Origin of the sequence: Collinsella sp. AM44-11 (assembly GCF_003467145.1) — a bacterium.
In the GTDB taxonomy this organism is placed as follows: domain Bacteria; phylum Actinomycetota; class Coriobacteriia; order Coriobacteriales; family Coriobacteriaceae; genus Collinsella.
This window is the reverse complement of the sequence record NZ_QSFE01000005.1, coordinates 1-25,102: the sequence shown is the minus strand read 5'-3', so window position 1 is coordinate 25,102 and position 25,102 is coordinate 1. Positions and strand designations below refer to the sequence as shown.

The window sequence follows — 25,102 nt, the reverse complement described above, 5'->3', positions numbered from 1 at the left end:
CTCCTTAGTTGTCTGGCGGGCGGCCCTATGCCACCCACTCTTGTTGGCAGTGTCCAGGCCGTCTAGGCCAAAGAACACGGGTAGAACGTTTGGTTAAAAAAGTCGATGACTTCGTTTTCGAACGCATTGATGCGCTCATGAGCGTATTTGGCATAGATGACATGCCTCCGGTCACACTCAAGACCGTTGAATACGGCAAACTGGCCCTTGGGATCGCTCACGACATCCATGAGCGATGTGCCCATGAGCACCGATCCACGCACCCGAGACGACAACGCCTCGAGGCCACCGGGAATTGGATTGGCAACCGCCGTGCAGGCGAGGCCCCGCTCGTCCAGAGCAGAAACCGCCAGCGCGACTCCGCCGCCAAGGCCCTCGCCCCATGCAAAGATGCGGTCGGGGTCCACGCCATCAAGATTGCGCGCCACCTCCGCCATCGCGCAACCCCAACGGACGCGCTTGACAAAAGCAGGAGAGGCAATCCCCTGCTGCAGCTCGCTGGATCCAATCGCCTCATCGTCCAGCGCAAGCACGGCATATCCCATGGCCGCAAACCTCGTCATGTGATGCCATCCCCGCACGGGTCGGTCGATGTCGTGAAACATCAGACATAGCGGCACAAGCTCGGATGCTCGGGCGCGACCGGCAGGCTCGATCAAACGCGCGTGGACCACATCGCCACTAAGCTCAAAGGAAACCTCGGAGTAGCGGGCATACGGATTGGCGAAATCGATCGCCGTAATACTCGGCCCGCAAACCTCAAGGTCCGAAGCGGCTATCTCTAATTCGGAAACATCCGCAGAAGCATCACCGCGCCAATCCCGGAAATCAGCGAGCCTTGACGAGACCGTTCCGGGAATCCCCACAAGGTCGGAGACAATCAGCTCATTGACATTGCTCTCGCACTTAGACATGAGCCTCCCCTCCCTTGCAGAAAAACGGAATGATCAGATCGTCAAAATCCTGAATCTCCTCGTGGCCAAAGCCTTCAAAGAACTCATGACGCTTTTCACAGGTCAGGTTGTTATAGACCGCAAACTGCGTCGCTGGCGGACAGACGGTATCGGCTGTGCCGGTGCCAAACAGCACGGGGCATTTGACCATAGGGGCAAAGTTCTTGGAATCGAAGTACGCCAGCTTGGCATAGGCTTCGTCGATACGAGTCGAGTCCTCGTCAAACCAGCGAGACCAATAGCGCAGGCCCTCGTAGGCAATGTCGTCGGCATCTAAATCCCAGACCAGGCGGAAATCCGACAGGAAGGGATAGAGGATGGCGGCGCGATTGATAAGCTCGCTGTTAAGTGCACAGGTCGCAATGCCCAAACCGCCGCCCTGCGACGCGCCGTTCACAAACACACGGGCAAGATTGATGCCCTCGAGCTCGCGAACGATGCGACACAGGATGCGAATATCTTGGTGCAAGCGGACATAGTAGAGGTTGGCCGGGTCGCCGTCGATACCGGCGACGATATGGCCCGCGACCGTTGTGCCCTCAAATCCACCAATGTCCTCGGAGGGACCTCCTTGACCGGGGCAGTCGAGGGCGATGAGTGCCATGCCCATGCCCGCAAACGACGCCTGCTCAAACCAGCTGCGGCTTGCACCCGGATATCCATGGAACTGAAGTACCAATGGCACGGGCTCGTCCGAGACGGGTTTAAGGTACTTGGCATGCAGGCGAGCGCCACACATGCCGGTATACCAGAGGTCGAAAAGCTGGCAGGTCACGGCATCTGTGACCGATGCCGTCTCGATCGCATAGTCAAGCCCGACCGCGTCGGCCTCGGCCATGCGATCCTTCCAAAAGAGATCGAAATCTGATGGACGGGGCATGGCGCCTCGATATTCACCAAATTGATGTTGTAGCTCCTGAGCACTTGGCATGGCTCGTGAACCCAACCTTTCGAAATCGCAACGGAGGTGCGCCCGGCAAGGGAACCGGGCGCACGGGAGGGAAAGCGAGGCTACTCGCCGAGCTTGGGATGCAGCAGCGACGGCGCAGCGCCGAGCAGCATCTTGGTATAGGGGTCCTGGGGGTGCTGGAAGACCTGCTTGGCCTCGCCCTGCTCGACGATCTTGCCGCCATTCATAACGATGATGTCGTCAGAGATATAGCGGACCGTCTGGATGTCATGGCTGATGAACACCATGGCCAGGCCGAGCTCCTTCTTAAGGTCGGTCAGCAGGTTCAGAATCTGCGCGCGGACCGAAACGTCCAGAGCCGAGGTGGGCTCGTCGGCGATGATGGCATCGGGGTTCAGCGACAGGGCACGGGCAATTGCGACGCGCTGGCGCTGGCCGCCCGAAAGCTGGCCGGGAAGAACCTCGGCCGCGGAGCTGGGCAGACCGGTGAGCTCCAAGAGCTCCTTGACGCGCTTCTCCTGCTCGGCCTCGGTACCCAGGTTGTGGACGCGCATGGGGTCGAGCAGTTGCTCGCGAACGACCATGCGGGGGTTGAGTGCCGTGGCCGGGTTCTGGAACACGACCGAGATGACGCGACCCATGTGGCGACGGTCCTCGGCGGTACGTTTGGTAACGTCCTTGCCCTTAAAGTAGACCTTGCCGCTCGTGGGGGCCTGCAGGCCGCACATGACGTTGGCGGTGGTGGACTTACCGCAACCGGACTCGCCGACGATGCCGATCGTCTGACCGGGCATGAGCCTAATCGTTACACCCTGGACGGCGTGAACCAGGTTAGGGTGCAGAATCGAGCCGGTACGGGTCCTAAAGGTGACGTGGACGTCATCAAGGAAGATGATCGGCTCGACGCCGTTGACTGCGGTCTCGCTCATCTACATCACCTCCGCGTGAGGGGTCAAACCATTTGCCTTGAGCACCTCGTCGGGGAGCTCGGAATAGAAGTGCTCGGTGCCGGGCACGCGCTTGAAGACCGGACGGGTGTCCAGGCCAATACGCGGATGGCTCGAGCGGGGCGCAAAGCGATCGCCCTTGGGGAAATCGCGCGGGCTCGGAACGGCGCCGGGCACCTGGTGCAGGCGGCCCGAACCGCTCTCGATGGACAGGACGGAACCCAGAAGACCGCGGGTGTACTCGTGAATCGGGTTGGTGAGCAGCTCCTTGGTGGGTGCCTGCTCGATAACCTGACCGGCGTACATCACCGTGATGTTATGGGCGACCTCGGCGACCAGCGCCAGGTCATGCGAGACGAAGATCATGGCAAAGCCGAGCTTGGCCTGAAGGTCGTTGAGCAGCTTGATGACCTGCTTCTGGACGGTAACGTCCAGGGCGGTCGTGGGCTCGTCGCAGATGACCAGCTTGGGGTCGCGGGTAAGGGCCATAGCAATCAGAACGCGCTGACGCTGACCACCGGAAAGCTCGTGCGGATAGCTCTCGAGCGTACGCTTGGGGTCGAGGCCCACGAGCTCCAGGAGCTCCTCGGCGCTACGGGTGCCGCCACGCTTGGTGAGCTGCTTCATCTGGGCAGAGATGAGCATGGAGGGATTGAGCGAGGACAGGGCGTCCTGATAGACCATAGCGATATCGGTACCGCGCAGGCCGAACCACTCCTTCTTGCTCATCTTGAGCAGGTCGCGGCCCTCCCAAAGGACCTCGCCGGAAAGGTGCTCGTCATCGTCGGTCAGGCCCATGATGGCCAGCGTGGTGATGGACTTACCGCAACCGGACTCGCCCACCAGGCCCATGGTCTGACCAGGACGGACGTCAAAGTTGACATGGTCGACGACGTTGATATCGCCGTGATGCTCAAACTGAATGCAGAAGTCACGGACCGAGAGAATCGGTTCGACAGACTCGTCGGGCACATGGCGATCGTCACGCTTGAGCTCGACATCGCGCAGGGCGCCAAGGCGAGCGGAGAGGGACTGGGCCTGCTCCTTGTAGGCGCGAACGGGGTCGGAGACCAGCAGGTCGGCCTCGCGACGCTTGGAGGAATCGGTCGGATCCAGGGCGGCGGAGGGAGCAGCGGCCATGGCGTCGGTAATGCCCTCGGAGAGGATGTTGAGCGCCAGGCAGGTGATCATGATGGCCAGGCCCGGGAACAGCGCCTGCCACCAACGGCCGGCGAGCACGCCGCCGCGGGCGTCGGCGAGGATGTTGCCCCAGGTAGCGGTGGGCTCCTGGATACCAGCGCCGATGAAGGTCAGCGAGGCCTCGAAGATGATGGCGTCGGCGACCAGGGTAACGGTGAAGACCATGATCGGGGCGATGCAGTTACGCAGAACATGCTTGATCAAAATCCACGGAGCCTTGGCGCCGGAAACGATGACCGCGCGGACATAGTCCTCGCCGTACTCGGACACGATGTTGGCGCGCACGATACGGGCAATCTGCGGAGTGTACATAAAGCCGATGGCGAAGATGATCGACGGCACGGAGTTGCCCAGGATGGAGACGAAGACGGCCGCGAGGGCGATGCCCGGGATGGACATGATGATGTCCAGGATACGCATGATCGTCTCGGAAACGGCCTTGCGCGAAACCGCCGCAAGGGCGCCCACGACCGAGCCGCAGACCAGAGCCATGGCAGTGGCGCCAAAGCCGATAATCAGCGAGTAACGACCACCGTAGAGCATGCGCGACAGAATGTCGCGACCCTTATCGTCGGTACCGAAGATAAATCCGTTGCCGGGAGCCTGGCGAGCCGTAAAAATCTCGACCGGGCTATAGGGGGCAAGAAGGGGCGCCAGAATCGCAGTCAGGGCGACCAGCACCAACACGACGGCGGCAATCTTAGAAGACAGCGTCATCTTCTTCCAGCCACCGAGCTTGAGCCCCTTGGAGGCAGCCTTCTCGAGCTGCTCGGTTTGCTTCTCTCGAATCTTTACCATAATCTACACCGTCCTGATGCGCGGGTTGATGAGCAGGTAGAGCATGTCAACCACGATGTTGATGATGATGAAGGCAAGAGCAACGACGATAACGACGCCCTGAACCAGGTTCGCCTCGTTGCCCTGAACGCCCTGCAGAATCGCGGTGCCCATGCCGGGGAGGTTGAAGATAACCTCGATGACGACGGCGCCGCCCATGAGGTAACCGATCTTAAGACCGAGGGTGGTGACCGGGGTGATCAGCGCATTGCGAAGAACGTTGATGCCGACGACGACCTTCTCGGGAACGCCGGCGCCGCGAGCCATACGGACATAATCCTTATCGAGCTCCTCGACCATGGCGGTACGCACGATACGAGTCATCTGGCCCGTCAGCGGAAATGCCAAGGCGATAGCGGGCATGATCATACGTCCCAGATAGCCAGCCGGATTCGTGGTGAAGTGAGGCAGAGCACCCGATGCCGGAAGCACCTTAAGGTAGGAAGAGAACAGCAGGATCAACAGAACGGCAAGCCAGAACGACGGGGTTGCCAAGCCGGCGATGGAAAAGACGCGGATCACTTGGTCCGGCCATTTGTCGCGATACAGTGCCGCGATGACGCCGAGTAAAAACGAAACGACCGCACCGATGGCAAGGCCGATGAAGGTCAGCTGCATCGTGACGGGCAGGGCCGTGGAGATGCGCTTGGCAACGGAGTTGCGAGCAGCACCATAGGTGCCCATGTCGCCATGGATCAAATCGCCCATATAGCGCACGTAGCGCACAGGCCAGGGGTCGTCCAGACCATACTTCTCATGGTACTCGGCAACCGCCTCGGGCGAGGCACCGTCACCCAACGCCGTGTAGGCGGGGTCGGTCTTGGAGAACGACATAAGGAAGAACACCAGGACGGTGACGCCCAATGCCATGATCGGCAGCGCCACAAGACGCCTTCCAATCAAACGTAGCAAGTTGTTCACGTTCTCTCCCCTTTCTTTTGTCGGTAGGACCAACTGGTATATGAGTACGGATACTCATTACAAGACCCGAGCGACATCGAGGTCGCCCGGGTCTTTGTTTCAACTATGAGGATACGGTCCCAACGACCGACATCCTGCATACAGACTCAAGCGAGTCTTACGCCTTGACGGTCGCAACGCCCCTGAAGGACATGCTCGTCGTGCCGATGCCCTTGAAGCCATCGAGGGCCTCGCCGTTGGGCGCAGTGGACGGATCGTCCCAGGAAGCGGAGACGGTCTTGACGTGGACAACGGGGTACAGAACGGCGTTGTCGGCAATGATGTCGAAGCACTCGTTCCACTTCTTCTGCTGCTCGTCGCCCTCGGCGGCAAGAGCCTCGTCCATGAGACTGTGGAGCTTCTGCCACTCAGCGGACTCCTTCCACGGGCAACGGGTCTGCATCCAGACGTTGTCGCCGTACCACCAGTTGAGCAGCAGGTCGGGGTCGGCGCCGAAGCAGGAAGGATCGCCAGGGGCAAGGAGGATATCGTAGGCCTCGCCGCCGTCGATGGCAGCGTAGGTGGCCGGCGAGGTATCGGTCTGGATGGTCACATCGAAGCCGAGAGCGTCGAGGTCGTTCTTGACCTGGGCGGCCATGCCCTTAATCTGCTCGTTGTCGGTGGTGCGCAGGGTGATGGCACCCGGGGTGATGCCAGACTCCTCGATGAGCTTCTTAGCCTTCTTGGCGTCGGTCTTGTACACCGTGGAAGCCTCATGATAGTTGGTGAAGCTCTTGGGCAGGTAGCAGCTGGCAGCGGTGGCAAGGCCGGCGAAGGTGTTGCTGACCATCTTCTCGGTGTCGAGCGCATACATGACAGCCTGACGGACCTTGACGTTGTTCCAAGGCTCCTTGGCGACGTTGAACATGATGAAGCGGGTGCCGAAACCCTGAACGTTATCGATCTTGCAGCCGGCGCTCTCGAGCTGGTCGACGGCGTCAGCGGTAACGAGCTCCATAACGAGCGTGGAGCCCTCCTGCTGAGCGGTAACGCGAGCGGTGGGGTCGGTCAGGATGCTGTACTGGATCTTCTTATCCTCGGCAGCATACTCACCGTTGTACTCAGGGTTGGGAACCAGGGTGATCTCGGTATCGGAGATAGAGTCGTACATCCAGGGGCCAGAGCCGATCGGCTGCTTGGCGCGATCCTCCTCGGTCTGGGTGGCCGGGGTAACACGGACGATGGCCAGACGATCCTTGAGCAGGGAGAAGTTGGGGACCTTGGTCTTGACCGTCACGGTGCTGGCGTCCTTGGCCTCGATGGACTCGAAGGGCTGGAAGAACGGAGCATAGGTAGCGGAAGCGGCGCAAGCGGTGTAGGAGGCAACGACATCGTCAGCGGTGACCGCGGTGCCATCGGAGAACTTGGCGCCCTTGCGGATGGTGACCTCGAAAGTGGTGTCGTCCACAGACTTGGGATCGTCGGTGGCGAGCTCGTTGAAGGTGCTGTAGTCGTGGTAATCGATGCCGTAGAGGCCCTCGACGACGTGCCAGTTAGCACCCAGGCCCACAGCGGAGCCGGTGCTGGCGGGATCGAAGCTGGACGGAGCGTAAGCGGAACCAGCGGTGATCACGCCGCCGCCACGGTTGGCGGAATCGGTGGAACCGGAAGCGGAACCCTCGTCGCTAGAGCTGCCACCGCAGCCGGTGAGACCAAGCCCTGCGACAGCAGCGACGCTGCCGGTGAGGCCGAGGAACGAACGCCTGGACATACCCTTGTTGATAATGGCCATGTCTTCTCCTATCAATAGAGAATCTTACCCGGGAGCACCTAGACGTGCCCCCGCGCAACTTGCGGACGATATATACCTTACCTACCGACGAACCCAACTGAGGTGCCGCGCTCGGCGACCGATACATACATACGCTTGAACGGTATTTACTACCGTTCACCGAATTCATTGACAAACGATTCGCCAGACAGTATGTATCGACGAGGTGAGATATCAGTCTTCGTCAACCCGCAGGATAGCAGGGTTGTTCACCATGGCTAGTCAAACGTTTTAGCGTTAATTAAACCCGAAATCGGCTGGTAATCGCCGTGAAATACATGATTGAAAATCACGCAATCATGTATATCAGTTGTTTAGAGGCGTGTTTAGTTTTCGGATTGCTTTGCCGCCATCTCGGAGCGCTCGGCATTCCACGCAACAAGTGCCTCGTGGACCGCTTTGGCGACATCCGCCGGAACGCCTCGAACTTCCGCGATCTCTTGCTCGCTCGCCGCGCGCAAACGCTTCATCGAGCCAAAATGGCGCATAAGGGCACGTTTTCTGGTGGGCCCCACGCCAGGAACGTCATCGAGTACCGAAACTGTCATGGCCTTGTCGCGCAATTCACGATGGAACGTGATAGCAAATCGGTGGGACTCATCGCGCACCTGTTTAATTAGATAGAGCGAGGCAGACCCGGTCGGCAGCACGACGGGAGTCTCGTCCCAAGGCACAAAAACTTCCTCATCGGCCTTCGCCAAGCCACAAACTGGTATATCGAGCCCAAGAGCCTCAAGTTGCTTGATCGCAGCGGTCAATTGCGGCTTACCGCCATCGACAACGAGCAGATCGGGGCACGAGCCAAAGCGCTCGTCGGCCATGCGCTCGGGAGCATAGCGTCGTCCCAAAACCTCGGACATCGACACGAAGTCGTTTGCCTCATCCAATTCGGCCTGGATTTTAAAACGACGATACTGGCTCTTGTCGGCGCGCCCGTTGGTAAACACCACCATCGAGGCGACCGTAAAGGTGCCATGCAGCGTCGAGATATCGAAGCACTCGATACGCAACGGCGGCGATGGCAGCGCCAACGCACTTTCGAGCTCCAGGAGCGCTTGATTGGTGCGGTCGTCAGCGTACCCCGTTCGCATCATGTAGCGCATGAGGGCATGGCGCGCATTTTTGGATGCCATATCGAGCAGACGGTGCTTTTCGCCACGCTGCGGCCTATGGAGATGGCAGGAACGCTCACGCTTGCCCGCAAGCCACTCCCCCAGCGCCTCCGCATCCTCAAGCTCGACGGAAAGGTTGACCTCAGCTGGAATATCAGCCGTCTCGTCGTAATAGCGCTTAAGAAAGCCCGACTGGAGCTCTTCCTCGTCAACATCAAGACCCTTGTCGAGAATGAACTCGCAGGTGCGAACTGTTCGGCCCTCGCGAACGACGAAGACGCAAGCGGCGGAGATGGTCTCCTCGCGATAGAAACCGATGACATCGATATCGACACTGGAGGGAAAAACGACTTGCTGACGATCGTCCAGACCCCTGATGACCTCCAAACGACGTTTGACGCGTGCCGCGCGCTCAAAGTCGAGCGCCTCAGCGGCATCCGTCATCTCGGAGGTCAGCTCATCGACGACATCCTTGCGATGGCCCGACAAAAAGCGCTCGACACGCTTGACGTTCTTGGCATAGTCTGCCGGGGAAATCGCGCCGACACACGCACCTGGGCCGCGCCCGACATGGTAGTCAAAGCAGGGGCGCCCGTTTTGCGCGCAAATCATATTGACGATGTCTTCCTCGCCCTTGTGGGACTCGACGATACGGCGACAACGACGCCACTCCGCACAGGATGCGGAGCAGATGGGGATAACCTTGCGCAGCGTATCTATCGTCTCACGTGCCGCGCGGCTATCGGTATAAGGTCCAAAATAGCGCGTTCCCGGCTTATGACGCTCACGCGTGTATTTGATAGCGGGATACAGGTCGCCCTTTGTAATGGCGATAAAGGGGTAGCTCTTGTCATCCTTGAGGTCGACGTTAAAGTACGGATGGTACTGACCAATCAAATTGCGCTCGAGCACCAACGCCTCGTGCTCGGTCTCCACCACGATATAGTCAAAGCTCGCCACCAGCTGCATCATCAGCGGGATCTTCTGGCGCTCGTCCTGCAGCGTCACGTACTGACGCATACGGGCGCGCAGGTTTTTCGCCTTGCCCACGTAGATGACATCGCCCTTGGCGTCTTTCCAAAGGTAGCAGCCGGGCTGCGTGGGAACGCGCGAAACCTGCTCGGCAAGCGTTGGAATGTTGTCGTGACCGGCCACGCGCACCTACTTGCGACGAATCAGCGCCGAGACCTCGGGCATCTTAAGGACGACGGCAAGGCCAAAGGTAACAGCAAGCGAGACGACACCCGCAACGCAAACGTAGCCAAGAGTAATCAGAATCGAGCCGCCAAGTGCCCCGACAAAGTGCTCAAGCGCCCACATGACGCCGGCGCCTGCGGCAGCACCCAGGCCACCGAGCAAAAGGCCAAAGAACCCGCCATGCAGGATAGATTTGACCTGAAGACCACGCAGGCGACGACGCAGCCACCACAGCGAGCAACCGACCAAGATCACGTAGTCGACGACATACGAAAGCGCGATTGCCGGCATACCGAAGCCCAGCACAACGCCAAACAGCAAAACCGAGCCGGCCTGGCCGATGGCGGAATACAGACAATAGCGGCTATAGGGCTTCATGTCGAGCAGGGCAGAGAAGCTCTTCTGCATCAGCACGACCACGCCGTAGAGCGGCAGGGAAAGTGCCAGGTAGATAAGGAACTCCGACACCAGCGCCACACCGGACTCATCGAACTTGCCAGCGCAGTAAATCATGTTGAGCGGACGCGCGAAGACAATCAGGTACAGCGCGAATGGAATCAGGAAGAACAGCATCTGGGCGACGCCACGCGAAATGCCCGTGCGGACGCTGTCGTAATCCTTCTCCTGTGCGTCGTGAGAGAGCTCGGTATAGAGCGCCGTCGAAAGCGAGGCGGCAATCAGCGCGTAGGGCAGCGTGTACCACAGGCGCGCATAGGCGATGACGGAAGGACCAGTCTCGGGCTGGACCACCAGCGCAGCAGCGTTGGTGATAGAAGTCGAGACAAACATGCACACCGTGGCGAGCAGCGTCGGGATACCGAGCGCAATCGTCTGGCGCAGTGCGGGGTCCTTAAAGTCGATATGGATATGGGGATGCACGCCGTGCTTGCCAAGCGCGGGGATCTGACATGCCATCTGAACAAAGACACCGAGGGTCGTACCGGCCGCAATCAAGATGATGCCGGCACGTTCGCCAAACTGTGCGGACACGGGCGCAAAGCCCATAAAGCTCGCAATGACGATCACATTGTTGAGGACCGGGGCAAACGTCGACCAGAAGTAGTCGCGGTGTGCGTTGAGGACGCCCGAAAACACCGAGCCCAAACCATAAAACAGAATCTGGATGGCAAAGAAACGGAACATGAACGCAGCGGTATCCATGCTGCCGCCGTCACCCGAAAGAAACGATTGCGTCCAGATAAAGCCCGGGGCGAACACGGTCCCCAGCAACGAAATGCCACCCAGCACCAAAAGCAGAATGCCGAGCAGGTTGCCCACGTACTCGTTCGAGGCCTCGCGACCCCGCTCACGCCTCACGCCCATGTACACGGGCAAAAACGCCGTCACGAGCATGCCGCCCATCACGAGTTCGTAGAGCATATTGGGCAGGTTGTTGGCGACCTGATAGGAAGACGAGAGCAGCGACATGCCGATAGCGGCCGCCATTGCCCACGTGCGGATAAAACCGGTGACGCGAGACACGATGGTCAGGATGGTCATAAGCCCGGCGGAACGACCAACCGTGGAGTAGTCCGACGAGCCCATGTCGTCAGTGCCATCTCGCGACGAAGAAGCTTCGGATGAGGGTGTCTGAGGCGCAGATTCTTCTGCAAAATGAGCTCCGCGCTTCAATTCTTCCTGCGGCATCGCTCAGTCCTCTCTCGTAATCGCGGCAACTGTCGCCCCGCAAAATGCAATTAAATCATCAGGTGCAAGCTCGAGCTGATAACCACGCTTGCCTCCCGAAATAAAAATGGTATCCCAAAGGACACATGTCTCATCAATGAGCGTCCGGTAGCGTTTTTTCATACCGACCGGACTGCAGCCGCCGCGAACGTAGCCAGTCGCCGCAAGCAAATCCTTCACATGCATCATGGCCAAGGACTTCTCCCCCGCGGCACGCGCAGCGGACTTTAGATCGAGCTCGTCGGCAACAGGGATGCAGCACACGACGTGGTCGTTGGACGGCGTCACGCAGACCAAGGTCTTAAATCCTTGACCGGGCTCCTCGCCAAGCTGCTCCGAAATCGCGACCCCCAGGCCCGCCGACTCATCACCATCGTCTTCGTACGTATGTAGAACATAGGAAATGTCGGCGCTTTCCAGCTCGCGCATCGCATTGGTTTTTGGCGTCTTTACAGCCTTTGCCATGACATATCCTTTCCCTCGCATTCGGACGCAAGGATTAAGTATATGTCCGATTCGGCTGCATACGTCACTTCGACACAGCAAGCGCCATCGAATCACAAGGAGTCGATGGCGCCCATAAACTGAATCGCCTATTTATTGAGCATCAAGTTGAGCCTGACGCTCCCGGTCACGCCTGAGCAACGGCGCCAAAAACTTGCCCGTATAACTCTGCGGACAGTCCGCAACCTGCTCCGGTGTGCCCGAAACCACGACGGTTCCGCCGCCGTTACCGCCCTCGGGGCCCATATCGATCAGGCGGTCGGCAACCTTGATGACATCAAGGTTGTGTTCAATCACCAGCACCGTGTTGCCCGCATCGACCAAACGCTGCAGCACATCGAGCAGCTGGCGGACGTCCTCAAAATGAAGGCCGGTCGTCGGCTCATCCAAAATATAGAACGTCTTGCCCGTCTGGCGTCGATGAAGCTCCTTGGCGAGCTTCACGCGCTGCGCCTCGCCGCCCGAGAGCGTCGTGGCGGGCTGGCCCAGGCTCACGTAGCCCAAGCCTACATCGTACAGCGTCTGGAGCTTGCGCTTAATCTGCGGGATATTCCCAAAGAAGGCCAGTGCCTCGGTGACGCTCATGTCGAGCACGTCCGAGATGGTCTTACCACGGTAGGTGACCTCGAGCGTCTCGCGGTTATAGCGTTTGCCGCCGCAGACCTCACAGGGGACATAGATATCGGGAAGGAAGTGCATCTCGATCTTAATTTGTCCGTCGCCCTTGCATGCTTCGCAGCGGCCGCCGCTCACGTTAAAGGAGAAACGTCCCGGCGAGTAGCCACGCGCCTTCGACTCCGGCGTACTCGCAAACAGTGCGCGAAGATCATCCCACAGGCCAATGTACGTAGCAGGGTTGGAACGCGGCGTGCGGCCAATCGGCGACTGGTCAATGTCGATCACCTTATCGATGCACTCGATACCCTCGAGCTTTTTGTACGGGCCCACAGGACGCGTCGAACGGTGAATGGCATTCGTAAGCGCAGGTGCGATGGTGTCGGTAACCAGGGAGCTCTTGCCCGATCCCGACACGCCGGTAACAACCGTAAGCGTACCAAACTCGATCTTGGCGGTAACGTTTTTGAGGTTGTTGGCGCGGGCGCCCGTGATCTTAAGGCAGCCGCGACCGGGCTTGCGGCGTTCATCGGGAACCCGAATCATTCGCTTGCCGGTCAGGTAGGCACCCGTCATCGAATCGGGGCACGCCATGATATCGGCAGGCGTTCCCGCGGCGACCACGTGTCCGCCGTTCACGCCCGCACCGGGGCCCATGTCGATCACATAGTCGGCAGCACGAATCGTATCCTCATCATGCTCGACGACGATGACGGTATTGCCGATATCGCGTAGGCGCTCAAGCGTCTTGATCAGGCGCTCGTTATCGCGCTGATGGAGGCCGATCGATGGCTCGTCCAAAATGTACAGGACGCCCATGAGGCCGGCGCCGATCTGCGTTGCCAGGCGAATGCGCTGGGCCTCGCCTCCGGAAAGCGTCGCCGAGGCACGGTCGAGGGTCAGATAGTCGAGTCCGACATCGACCAGAAAGCGCAGGCGCTCCAGGATTTCCTTAACGATGCGCCCGCCGATAAATTGTTGGCGCTCGGTAAGCTCCAAGCCCTCAAAAAACTCGAGCGACTCGCGGCACGATAGGCAGCAGACCTCGTAAATGGACTTACCGCCTACGGTAACGGCGAGCATCTCGGGGCGCAGACGAGCACCATGGCAACTCGAGCACGGCTCCTCGCGGATGTACTTCTCCAAGCGCGCCTTGGTGTTCTCATTCGTCGTCTCGGTATAGCGCTCGTACAGGATATTGCGCACGCCCGAGAACTTGGTGTCCCACTGGCTGCGGCGCCCATCGAGCTTTTGATAGTCGACCGAAATCTTCTGGTCACCCATGCCGTCTAAAAACGCACGACGCACCCGCGGAGGCAGATCCTCCCACGGCGTATCGACGCTCACCTTAAAGTGTTTGCAGACCGCAGCGAAAATCTGCGGATAGTAGTTAGAGTTGCCAAACAGGCTGCCAAAGACCCCGTCGGCGATCGACTTCGAGGGGTCTTCGATTAGGGCCTCGGCATCGACCGTCTTCTTAAAGCCCAGGCCATCGCACTCGGGGCACGCGCCATAGGGCGCGTTGAACGAGAAATCACGCGGCTGAAGATCGTCAATGGAGTGTCCATGCTCCGGGCACGCCAGGGCCAACGAATACTCCAGCAACTCGCCTTCGGTCCCCTCGGGAGCGTCGCGGTCGGGCAGCATGTACACGTTTACATTGCCGTGAGCCAGCGCGGTCGCCTGCTCAACAGACTCGGCGATACGGCCCAGAGAATTCTCACGGATCACGATGCGATCGACCACGACCTCGATATCGTGCTTGAACTTCTTGTCCAGATCGATCGGATCGTCGAGCGAGCGCACTTCACCGTCGACACGCACGCGGCTAAAGCCCTCGGCGCGAAGGTCCTCAAACAGTTTGGTGTACTCGCCTTTTCGCCCGCGTACCACCGGTGCCAGCACAAACGCGCGGCGGCCCTCCCCCGCCGCCAAGACCTTGTCGGCAACCTGGTCGGTCGTCTGGCGCTCAATGACGCGGCCGCATTCGGGACAGTGCGGGGTGCCCACACGGGCGAACAGCAGTCGCAGGTAGTCATAAATCTCGGTTACGGTGCCCACCGTCGAGCGCGGGTTCTTGGATGTCGTCTTTTGATCAATTGAGACAGCCGGCGAAAGGCCGTCGATTGAATCCAAGTCGGGTTTGTCCATCTGGCCCAAGAACTGGCGCGCATAACTCGAAAGGCTCTCGACGTATCGACGCTGGCCCTCGGCATAGATAGTGTCAAATGCCAGCGAACTCTTGCCCGAGCCAGAAAGACCGGTAATGACCACGAGTTGGTCACGCGGAATGGAAACATCGATATCACGGAGGTTGTGCTCACGAGCGCCGCGAATAACGATAGAAGAATCAGACATGGAAGCTCCTTGCCTCCTATTGCATCGAATCATACTGCCGATGAGTTTAGCGCACTCGACGCGCACAGATGTTCGTAATACAAGATTCGCAGACCTTTAGCTTTGCGTATCGGGCGCTTTGTTTCTCGAAATGCCGTGGAAAGGTTACAGTAATCTAATACTGAACTTAATTTGCTGTACCAGAGGAACGTCCATGACCGAAGATATCCCCCTTGAAATCACTTCGAGCGACATGGCCAATCTGCCCATATTCATCGCCGTCCTTATCGTGGCCGCCGTCGTCGTGCGCGTGTATTTTTCAATCAAACGCAACGAAAAGCCACCCATTGCCCGCGTCTTTTGGTGCGCGACGCTCCTCATCCCGCTCGGCGTGGTAGCTGCATGGGTTACGAATCAATTGCTCGTAAATGAGGGCAGCTCCCTATGGGTCCTTTCTTATTCGGCGCTCGGTGCTGCCGCCGTCATGCTTCTTGTCGAGCCCTTGGTTTCGGGACTTATCGACCAAACCGACCTTGCGACGGGAACGGTTGCCTGTATTTGCCGTGACATCCTTGTCATCGCCGCTGTTTCAGCGCTCTCGTTCGTTTCACTCGAAATTGCCTGCAACGAAACGTTCTATCGCATTCCCGCCAACTCATTGGGGTTTTCCGTCGGGCTGCTCGCGACGGTTCTGCTCTCCCTTTATTTGGTGGGACAGCGTCATGGAGGCGTCATGGCCCTCGTGCCCGTCGTCTGCTGCATCCTTGGCATTGCCGAGCACTTCGTCATAACGTTTAAAGGCGAAGCCATCCTGCCAAGCGATATCTTGGCCCTTGGCACCGCAATGGAAGTGAGCGAGGGATACGAGTTTACCTTTACCGCCGGAATCGTAACCTCTCTCGCCCTGCTGGAGATTTCCCTGGGGCTTCTTTCGCTCATCCGACCGCGAAAGCTCCGTACGCCCACCCATGTCTTCCCCGCTATCGCCGCTAACCTCTGTGCTTTTCTGTTAGTGACCGTTGTGGGGCTCTCAGGCTTTTCCAACATCGACTTGGAGCAGGCGCTGGATTTTGGATTTGACCGTTGGCAGCCCATCACCACGTATGCGTCTCAGGGTTTTATCACTTCGTTCACCGAAATGGTCAACGAGTTGCCCATTGAGAAGCCCGAAGACTATACGCCCGATGAGGCGCAGAGCATCGAGCAGGAGCTCGCCGCCGTCTACGACTGCACATATGGCTCGAGCGAACAGCGCGCGGCGGCCGTTGCCCAGTTCAATGAAATCAAGCCGACGATTGTCGCCGTCATGAACGAGAGTTTTAGCGACCTTTCGTGCTTTGAGCAGCTCCAGACGGCCGGGTACACCGGCCCCGCATTCTACAACTCGCTTCCCGACACACTTGTTCGCGGCACCATGCTCGCTTCGGTCGCCGGTGGCGGAACGGCTAACTCCGAATTCGAATTTTTGACCGGAGCGACAACGGCCTTTGTCGGATTAGGCAAAATCCCCTATCAGCTGTATCAGATGAATGGCGTCAACAGCCTGGCAAAGAACCTTAAAGAGCTTGGGTATACCGCCACCGCTATGCACCCGCAAAACCCCGTCAACTACCATCGAGATAAAATCTATCAGCAGCTGGGCTTTGGAGACTTTCTTTCAATCGGCGATTTCGAAGGTGCGCCCTATTACCATGCCGGCGTATGCGACTACGCCACCTACGACAAGATACTCGACCTGCTTAGAACCGACGAAGCGCCGCAGTTCATCTTTGACGTCACGATGCAAAATCACGGCGGCTACGACTATGGCACCGTTCCCGCCGAAGAGCTGACAAACTATTGGGTCGAGGGAGCCAGCGAAGGCGCCAACAGCGCGCTCAACACCTATCTCACCTGCATCAACGCATCCGACCGGGACCTCGAGTACTTTATCAACGAGCTCCGCAACATCGGCAGACCGGTTGTTCTTGTCTTTTTTGGCGACCATCAGCCGAGCGCCGCAACGACTCTCAACGACGAGCTGTACCCTCAGGAAGATACGGCAAGCCACGCTTTCCGTATCTATCAGTCGACATATCTCGTCTGGGCTAACTATGAGATCGCCGGCAATACCGAGCTCAACGTCTACGACACCGTCGGGGCAAACGAGATTGCAGCCATTACCCTTAATAAGATCGGCGCCCCGCTCACCAATTACCAAAAGGCCCTGCTTGCGACAAGGTCAGATGTGCCCACCATCAATGTCGCCGGCTATCTCGGTGCCGACGGGCTGCGCTACGACTTGGAATCGGAAGACAGCCCCTACGCCTCGACGATCGACAAGCTGCAGCGCATGCAATACCTCGAGTTCGCCAGCAAAGTTCAGTAAGCCCGCCCATTCGCTTGGGCCCATCGTATTGCAAGCACGCTCGGCCCAAACGCATCGCAAATGACTCCCGCTCGCAAACGAGGGTACAATGACGCTCGTGTCACATCGCGGGGCCCCGGCCCCAGCATATACAAAGGAGTCATACATGGGTTGCGAACATGCACAGGCCGCCGGCGGACAAACGTCGCCGTCGCAATTTGAGGAGAACACGCTGTCCGAGGTCAAGCGCGTCATCGCCGTGCTTTCCGGCAAGGGCGGTGTCGGCAAGTCATTTGTCACCGGTGCCATCGCCACCGAGCTTGCCCGTCACGGCCACAAGGTCGGCGTCCTCGATGCCGACATCACCGGTCCCTCTATCCCCAAGATGTTCGGTATGAGTGGACGCCACGTCCATGCCCTTGGCAACCTTATGCTGCCCGAAATCTCCGAGCACGGCGTCAAGGTCATGAGCTCCAACCTGCTGCTCCAAAACGAGACCGACCCCGTCCTTTGGCGCGGTCCGGTCATCGCAGGCGCCATTAGGCAGTTCTGGAGCGAGACCTCGTGGGGCCCCATCGACTACCTACTGGTCGACATGCCTCCGGGAACAGGCGACGTTGCGCTCACCGTCTTCCAGTCGCTGCCCGTCGACGGCATCGTCATCGTCACGAGCCCGCAGGATCTGGTCTCGATGATCGTCGCCAAGGCGGTCAACATGGCCGAGAAGATGAACGTCCCCATTCTGGGCATTGTCGAGAACATGAGCTATATTGAGTGCCCCGACTGCGGCAAGAAGATCGAGGTCTTTGGCAAGAGCAAGCTCCCCGAGGTCGCAGAGCGCTATAACCTCGACATCTTGGGGCAGCTTCCCATTAATCCGGCACTCGCCGAGGCCTGCGATAAGGGCGAGGTCGAGACCGCGCTGCCCGATGGCATGTTGCCCAAGGCAGTCTCTGCCGTCGAGGCTATTACCCCGCACGAGACCGACGAGGCCTAAGTGAACGCGAGCGCCTTCTATGACGTCCTGGTAATCGGCGGCGGGGCTTCAGGCCTCGCCGCCGCCATTACGGCCGCACGCGCTGGCAAAAGCGTCTGCATCGTTGAGCGCGATGTCGCCTGCGGCCTTAAGCTCCTTGCGACCGGTAACGGCCGCTGCAACCTCTCCAACGAATCGATTGATCCTCAGCGGTATAACCACCCCGCATTCGTCGAATCCGTCATGGCCCCCCAGCCCGAACAAGAGCTTATGGGTTTCTTCTCCTCGCTGGGTATCATGACAACCTCCGAGGAAGGCCGGCTGTACCCGCGCTCCCTTCGCGCCGAATCGGTGCGCGACGCACTTCTCAACGCTTGCGACCGCCTAGGTATCACCTTAATCTGCGGAGCCAACGTTGCCTCGGCGTACAAAGCTTCCGAAGGCTGGGCACTCCAAATAGACCGTCCAGCGCGGGCGCTCAAGGCAAAAAAGCACGACGACCGAAAATCGGAGCTCCGCTCGCTTCGGAAGGCGCTCGCCGATGTCCCTCGCAAGAACGAGGCCCTGCAGGCACATGCCGTAATTATCGCTACGGGCGGCAACCCCACCGGTATCGCCGATACGTTTCGCCTTCCCCTCACTTCGCTGCGCCCCATCCTCTGCCCCGTATCGGCAACGGTCGTTGGCGATCGAGCGGCACTCAAGACGTTGGACGGCCTGCGCGTCCGCGCCTGCTTGACGCTCGCCCGCAATCATAATGAGCTCTGGCACGAAGACGGTGAAGTGCTGTTTCGAACCTTCGGTATCTCGGGCGTCGCTGTCTTCAACTTCTCTCGTCGTATCCAGCACGGCGATACGATCCTGCTCGACGTTTTCCCCGACCTCTCCAAAGACGAGCTGCTCGATACGCTCAACCGACGCGTTGAACTGCTCGGCCGCTTTTCACCCCGCGATCCCCGTTGGCTCGACGGCATGCTCGCCCCGCAACTCTCCCGCGTCGTCTGCACAGCGTTCGAGCAGTGCCATCCAGGCTCCAACGATGTCATCCACCTGGTCTCGATCCTCAAACACTTTAAGTTGCTCGTCGAGGGAACAGCCGAGGAGCGCTCAGCACAGGTCACGCGTGGTGGCATATCTGTCGAGAGCATCTCAACACCCAGCCTACGCGCGCGCAGCGTTGTCGACGCCCCGCTTTACGTCTGCGGTGAAGCGCTCGACATCGACGCCGATTGCGGAGGCTTTAATCTTGCGTGGGCCTGGATCTCGGGCATTCGCGCTGCAAGCAGCCTGTAGCCGCGCAGTCTATAATCAAAAACGCATTCGGGCCGTCTAGGATACCGGACGGCCTCTTTCTTGCCTCTAAGGAGACCTCGATGATTGAAATCACCCAAGTCAACGCGTCGCTCGATGAAGCCGGCGATGAAAATGCCTGTCTCATTGTTGGCAAGCGAGTCGCCAAGTGCGTCCTACGTTGCAAGGACTCCGAGATCAAGTCCATCGAGCTCCACCGCAAGTCAATCGACGCTCGCAAAAAACGAGACGTCCATTTTATCCTGAGCTTTCGTGTTGAGCTGACTAGTCCCCACCTCGAGCGAGAAGCGATCGACAGCGTTGCCGAGCGTGACCGCTCGCGCGTACGCGCGATAGAAGATGATGAGCCTTCATTCCCCTCCCCCGCCTCCGACGCACCTCAAGAACGCCCTGTCGTTGTCGGCGCCGGATGCGCCGGCCTTTTCGCTGCGCTTACGCTCGCCGAAGCAGGTCTTAAGCCCTTGCTCATCGAGCGCGGCGACCCGGCATTTCGCCGCTCGCAGGCGATCGACCTCTTTCTAAAGGAGCGCATCCTCGACCCCGAGAGCAATATCCAGTTTGGCCTGGGCGGCGCGGGGACCTTCTCGGACGGCAAGCTCAATACGGGAACCAAAAATCCCGCCCATCGCCTTATCCTCGAAACCTTCGTCGAGGCGGGTGCGCCCCGCGATATTCTGTGGGATGCCAAGCCGCACATTGGCTCCGACATCCTTCCCACGGTCGTCACCGCTATATCCCAGCGCATCGAGCAGCTCGGAGGTGTCGTCCGTTATCGAACGAAGCTCGTCGACATTCGCATCGACGCGTCTGGCGCCATCACCGGTATTGATGTCCAATCGTCCCAAGACACCGCTTGCGAGCCAATCGAGACAAAGCACCTCATCCTCGCCTGCGGGCATTCTGCTCGCGATATTTTTGAGCTCCTTAAGGACCACAACGTGGTCCTCGCACAAAAGACCTTTGCCATGGGCGTTCGCATCGAGCATCCGCAGCGCGACATCGACCGAGCCCAATTCGGAGCCTCGGCGGGACATCCTGCCCTCGGAGCAGCCCCCTACAAGCTCGTCGCCCATCTTCCCAACGGCCGCAGCGTGTTCTCGTTTTGCATGTGTCCCGGCGGGCAGGTTGTCGCCGCCTCTTCCGAGCAGGGCCACTTGTGCGTCAACGGCGCCAGTCTCAATGCCCGCGACGGACGCAACGCAAATGCCGCCCTGCTCGTTAACGTCACGCCTGAGGACCTTCCCAACGATGACCCACTCGCCGGCATCGAGCTCCAGCGCGCCTGCGAGGCGGCCGCCTACCGCCTGGGCGGTTCCAACTGGAACGCACCGGCACAGCTCGTCGGAGATTTCCTCGCAGGACGCGCCAGCAAGGCGCCCGGAAAGGTAAAGCCCACCTATCCGCTCGGTGTGACCTGGACGGCAATTGACGAAGCCCTGCCGCAGCATATCGTCGAGTCGCTCCGCCTGGGACTTCCCCTACTTGGAAAAAAGCTACGAGGCTACGACCGCTCCGATGCTGTCCTTACCGGCGTGGAGACTCGCTCGAGCTCACCGGTCACCGTCACCCGAGACCGAACATGCCATGCCGTGTCGACCCCGGGCCTCTACCCTTGCGGTGAGGGAGCTGGATATGCCGGCGGCATCATGAGCGCCGCCACCGACGGCATCCGTTGTGCCGAAGCCCTGATCGCAGACCTCTAACGCACGAATTCCAGCGCGCAAAAGACGCATGCCCCGAGCTCCGCAGGGAACTCGGGGCATGTTCGCTATTTCTTAAACCGTGCACCCTGGCGTTTTCTGCCCGATGCGAACGTGGAACCCTTGCGAGCCTGCGAACGTAAGCGCTCGATCGTCTCGTCCTCAGACGCACCCTCGAGCATCGCCCGAATCTGAACGACGGCATCGCGCAGGCGCGCCGCCTCCTCAAAGTCCATGGCGGCAGAAGCGTTACGCATATCCTCTTCCATGGTTTCGACGATCCGCACGAGCTCGTCATGCGGCAGTTCTTCCAACTGCTCCGCAAGTGTCTGCTCGGGCGCCACCGTTTCCGGCACGCCACCCTCGCCCGACTCATCGGGCGTATAGAATGCGCCATGGCCAAGAGAGTCGCCCTTCGAGCGTCCCTTGGAACCCACGGTTTTTTCGGCCTCGGCAATAAAACTTGAGATGTCGTTGATGGCCTTGCGCACCGTCTTGGGCACAATGCCATGCTCTTCGTTATATGCCATTTGAATCTCGCGACGGCGCTGCGTCTCCTCGATGGCCTCTTTCATCGAATCGGTCACAACGTCAGCATACATGATGACTTCGCCATCGGCGTTACGGGCCGCGCGGCCAATCGTCTGAATCAGCGAACGGCGGTTGCGCAAGAAGCCTTCCTTATCGGCATCGAGAATTGCCACCAGTGAGACCTCGGGAAGATCCAAGCCCTCGCGAAGCAGGTTGATGCCAACGAGAACATCGATCTTGCCCTCGCGCAGCGTTCGCAGGATCTCGACACGGTCCATCGTCGCTGTATCGGAGTGCATGTAATTGACCTTAATGCCGGCATCAAGCAGATGGTCGGTCAGGTCCTCGGCCATGCGCTTGGTGAGCGTGGTCACCAGTACGCGCTCCTTGCGGGCAACGCGCTCGCGAATCTCGTCCTCAAGATCGTCAATCTGCCCACGAACCGGACGCACATCGATCTTGGGGTCGAGCAGACCGGTTGGACGAATAATCTGCTCAACGTCGTTTTGGCTCACCCGCAGCTCGTAGTCGCCCGGTGTGGCCGAAACATAGATAAACTGGGGTATCCTTGCCTCAAACTCATCGAAACGAAGCGGGCGGTTATCGAGTGCCGAAGGAAGGCGAAAACCATGCTCCACCAGCGTCACCTTACGCGAGCGGTCACCTTCGTGCATGCCGCGAATCTGCGGCACCGTCACATGGCTCTCATCGATGATGCAGAGCATATCCTTGGGAAAGTAATCGATTAGGGTAAACGGCGGCTCACCCGGCTTGCGACCGTCCAGATGACGCGAGTAGTTCTCGATGCCGTTGCAAAAACCCATCGTCTCGAGCATCTCAAGATCATAATCGGTGCGCTGCTGCAGACGCTGCGCCTCGAGCAACTTATCAGTCGCCTTGAGCTCCGCCACGCGCTTCTCGCACTCTTCGCTGATCGATTTCAGAGCCGCCTTGACCTTCGGCTTCTCGGTCACGTAGTGCGATGCCGGCCATACGGGGATGGCCTCGTACTCACGAAGCATCTCACCGGTAACCTCATCGATCTCGGCAATCAGCTCGACCTCGTCGCCAAAGAACTCAAACCGCAACGGATGCTCGGCATAAGGCGGATACACGTCGACAACATCGCCGCGCACGCGGAACGTGCCGCGCGCCAGGTCATAGTCATTGCGATCATATTGAATGTCGATAAGTGCATGGATAAAGTCATCGCGCTCGAGCGGCACCTTCTTGTCGACGTTTGGAGCCAGACCCGCATAGTCCTCAGGAGAGCCAATGCCATAGATACACGAGACCGATGCGACAACGATCACATCGCGTCGAGAGAGCAGTGACGCGGTCGCCTGATGGCGCAGCATCTCGACCTCTTCGTTAATCGAGGAGTCTTTCTCGATATATGTATCGCTTTGCGGCACATACGCCTCGGGCTGATAGTAGTCGTAGTACGAGACAAAGTAGACCACAGCGTTGTTGGGAAAGAACTCTTTGAGCTCGCTCGCAAGCTGAGCGGCGAGCGTTTTATTGGGAGCCATGACCAGCGTCGGCTTCCCCAGGGCCTCAATAGTCTTAGCCATCGTGAAGGTCTTGCCCGAACCAGTCACGCCCAGCAAAACCTGATAGCGATCTCCGTCCCTCACACCCTGCACAAGCGACTCAATGGCCTTAGGCTGGGAACCAGCGGGCTCGTATGGAGACACGACCTCAAACGGCACCTCAGAGCCCTCAACGCCAAAACGTTTGAGCTCTCCTCCAACACGCTCAACTTCAAATTCCGCCATGGATACTCCTAACTCATATATCTGCAGTATACGCAGGCGGCAGGCATAGTCCTATACGAACCGATCGGGATAGAGGGTCTTGTAGCGAACCCAGGCATTATTGACACGAATCAGATACGCCTGCGTCTCGGGAAAGGTGATTGCATTATGAAGCGACGTGCTCTGCTGCGCCCATCCGTCGACATTGCCCATGCCGGCGTTATAGGCGGCAATGGCGCTGTCAGTCGACCCGTTAAAATACGTTAGAAGATACGAAAGATACGCACAGCCAAACTCGATGTTCGTAGCGGGATCGTTAAGGTTGTCGGCGGAATACTCGCTACCATCGACAAGACCCTTGGCAATCATATCCTGGGCAGTCTCGGGCATCAGCTGCATCAATCCCCGAGCGCCTTGATTCGACTCAGCCTCGGGATCCCAATTCGATTCCGACTTTATGACAGCACACACCAGATATGGATCAAGATTGTGCGAAATGCTCGATTGCTTTACATACGCCTCGTAGTCAATTGGATACAAAGGCTTAAAGAAGGCGGCAGGAGCATACGAGTAGACGAGCGAAATAAAGCCGAAGACGAGCACAACGGCAAGTGGCGCAACGCGATACCACGTAAAGAAACGTGTCTTAGGCATCGGCCTCCTCCTTATCCGTTACATCCCCGAAGCCATGGCGCACAAGCCATGCGTCCAGTTGTTCAAAGAGCGAATTATCGCCTCCCGCATTATCGATTACCGTCGTAGCGAGATTGCAAAGCGAAGCCTCATCAGGTTGGCATGCAGAGCGCGCATCAAAATCAGAGGACTCCATACCACGATGAATGGCACGCTCGCGACGAACTGCCAAAGGAGCACTGATAACCAGAATTTCATCAGCCAGGCCAAAAGCATCCTCAAAACCAGTCGGGGCAGAAACCTCGACAACCGCAAAGGGATAACGGGGGGACGAAACCGTACAACAAACCGGATCGAGAATCCTAAGCGAAAGCTGTTCAATGAGAACGGGGTGCACAAGGTCATTGAGCCGTGCGACCGAATCAGGAGAAGCGAAAGCTCGAGAAGCGAGGATGTTACGGCGAACGCCGCCCTCCTCGTCCAAAATATCCCAGCCAAATTCTTCCGCGAGGGCATTGACGATATCGGAGCCTGGCACATACAGCGATTTGGCAAGTTCGTCCAGATCGATGAGCATGGCGCCATGAGATTCGAGATAGCGGCAGGCAGTCGACTTACCCGAAGCAATATTGCCCAAGACAAAAACGGTAAACATCAAGTCCTCCCTAACGCCAATGGGAGTTATTATCGCGCAAATACAAAAGAAGGACTCAAAATACAGCCAAACAGTAAGACAAGCTAAGAGAAGGCGAGTTCTTGTATTACAGCTCTCTATAAAACGCAAAAAAGGGGGAGGCCGCGAGGCCTCCCCCTTCTTC

The 25,102-nt window shown here is 58.7% G+C and carries 17 protein-coding genes; 4 read left to right on the top strand and 13 right to left on the bottom strand.

Annotation, left to right across the window (positions count from 1 at the left end; translation table 11 throughout):
* Window positions 1-62: 62 nt before the first annotated feature.
* From DW943_RS04390 to uvrA, 10 genes are all read right to left on the bottom strand, one after another.
* Window positions 63-914 carry an acetylxylan esterase gene (locus DW943_RS04390; protein WP_117862278.1) on the bottom strand — a complete coding sequence of 284 codons (852 nt, stop codon included), beginning with the start codon at window positions 912-914 and terminating at the stop codon, window positions 63-65.
* Window positions 907-1,884 (bottom strand): acetylxylan esterase, encoded by a 978-nt coding sequence (locus tag DW943_RS04385; protein ID WP_117564875.1) that lies wholly within the window; start codon window positions 1,882-1,884, stop codon window positions 907-909. The genes DW943_RS04390 and DW943_RS04385 overlap by 8 nt, the downstream gene beginning before the upstream one ends.
* Before the next feature lie 80 nt (window positions 1,885-1,964).
* Window positions 1,965-2,792, bottom strand: a complete 828-nt coding sequence (locus tag DW943_RS04380) for an ABC transporter ATP-binding protein (protein WP_089573612.1) — start codon at window positions 2,790-2,792, stop codon at window positions 1,965-1,967.
* Entirely contained in the window at window positions 2,793-4,808 is a 2,016-nt protein-coding gene (locus DW943_RS04375) for a dipeptide/oligopeptide/nickel ABC transporter permease/ATP-binding protein (protein WP_035138893.1), read from the bottom strand.
* Between the two features lie 3 nt (window positions 4,809-4,811).
* Window positions 4,812-5,768, bottom strand: a complete 957-nt coding sequence (locus tag DW943_RS04370) for an ABC transporter permease (RefSeq protein ID WP_055251823.1) — start codon at window positions 5,766-5,768, stop codon at window positions 4,812-4,814.
* A gap of 157 nt (window positions 5,769-5,925) precedes the next feature.
* Window positions 5,926-7,539 (bottom strand): ABC transporter substrate-binding protein, encoded by a 1,614-nt coding sequence (locus tag DW943_RS04365; RefSeq protein WP_117862277.1) that lies wholly within the window; start codon window positions 7,537-7,539, stop codon window positions 5,926-5,928.
* A 365-nt stretch (window positions 7,540-7,904) separates the two neighbouring features.
* Window positions 7,905-9,845, bottom strand: a complete 1,941-nt coding sequence (gene uvrC / locus DW943_RS04360) for an excinuclease ABC subunit UvrC (RefSeq protein WP_233543597.1) — start codon at window positions 9,843-9,845, stop codon at window positions 7,905-7,907.
* Window positions 9,846-9,851: 6 nt separating this feature from the next.
* Complete coding sequence (murJ, locus tag DW943_RS04355; RefSeq protein WP_233543596.1) at window positions 9,852-11,534, bottom strand: murein biosynthesis integral membrane protein MurJ; 1,683 nt, start codon at window positions 11,532-11,534, stop codon at window positions 9,852-9,854.
* A gap of 3 nt (window positions 11,535-11,537) precedes the next feature.
* The gene (ybaK, locus tag DW943_RS04350; protein WP_117855078.1) at window positions 11,538-12,038 is read right to left on the bottom strand and encodes a Cys-tRNA(Pro) deacylase; all 501 of its coding nucleotides are present in this window, start codon (window positions 12,036-12,038) and stop codon (window positions 11,538-11,540) included.
* Window positions 12,039-12,170: 132 nt separating this feature from the next.
* A complete protein-coding gene (uvrA, locus tag DW943_RS04345) occupies window positions 12,171-15,050 on the bottom strand; it encodes an excinuclease ABC subunit UvrA (RefSeq protein ID WP_117862274.1) in 2,880 nt (959 codons plus the stop codon).
* 193 nt (window positions 15,051-15,243) lie between these two features.
* Between uvrA and DW943_RS04340 the strand changes: the two genes are divergently transcribed.
* From DW943_RS04340 to DW943_RS04325, 4 genes are all read left to right on the top strand, one after another.
* Window positions 15,244-17,397: an LTA synthase family protein gene (locus tag DW943_RS04340; RefSeq protein ID WP_158566087.1), complete on the top strand. Its 2,154-nt coding sequence runs from the start codon at window positions 15,244-15,246 to the stop codon at window positions 17,395-17,397.
* A 145-nt stretch (window positions 17,398-17,542) separates the two neighbouring features.
* A complete protein-coding gene (locus tag DW943_RS04335) occupies window positions 17,543-18,373 on the top strand; it encodes an Mrp/NBP35 family ATP-binding protein (RefSeq protein WP_022094864.1) in 831 nt (276 codons plus the stop codon).
* A complete protein-coding gene (locus DW943_RS04330) occupies window positions 18,374-19,645 on the top strand; it encodes an NAD(P)/FAD-dependent oxidoreductase (RefSeq protein ID WP_117862272.1) in 1,272 nt (423 codons plus the stop codon).
* An 80-nt stretch (window positions 19,646-19,725) separates the two neighbouring features.
* On the top strand, window positions 19,726-21,366 hold the full coding sequence (locus DW943_RS04325) for an NAD(P)/FAD-dependent oxidoreductase (protein ID WP_117862271.1): 1,641 nt from the start codon (window positions 19,726-19,728) through the stop codon (window positions 21,364-21,366).
* A gap of 65 nt (window positions 21,367-21,431) precedes the next feature.
* Here DW943_RS04325 and uvrB read toward each other — a convergent pair whose 3' ends face one another.
* Genes uvrB through coaE form a run of 3 tightly spaced genes read right to left on the bottom strand, consistent with a single transcriptional unit; the run spans window position 21,432 to window position 24,939 of the window.
* Window positions 21,432-23,672, bottom strand: coding sequence for an excinuclease ABC subunit UvrB (gene uvrB / locus DW943_RS04320; RefSeq protein ID WP_089573604.1), 2,241 nt, complete (start codon window positions 23,670-23,672; stop codon window positions 21,432-21,434).
* Window positions 23,673-23,723: 51 nt separating this feature from the next.
* Window positions 23,724-24,305 carry a lytic transglycosylase domain-containing protein gene (locus DW943_RS04315; RefSeq protein WP_089573603.1) on the bottom strand — a complete coding sequence of 194 codons (582 nt, stop codon included), beginning with the start codon at window positions 24,303-24,305 and terminating at the stop codon, window positions 23,724-23,726.
* Entirely contained in the window at window positions 24,298-24,939 is a 642-nt protein-coding gene (gene coaE, locus DW943_RS04310; protein ID WP_089573602.1) for a dephospho-CoA kinase, read from the bottom strand. Before coaE ends, DW943_RS04315 begins: the two co-directional genes overlap by 8 nt.
* Window positions 24,940-25,102: the final 163 nt, after the last annotated feature.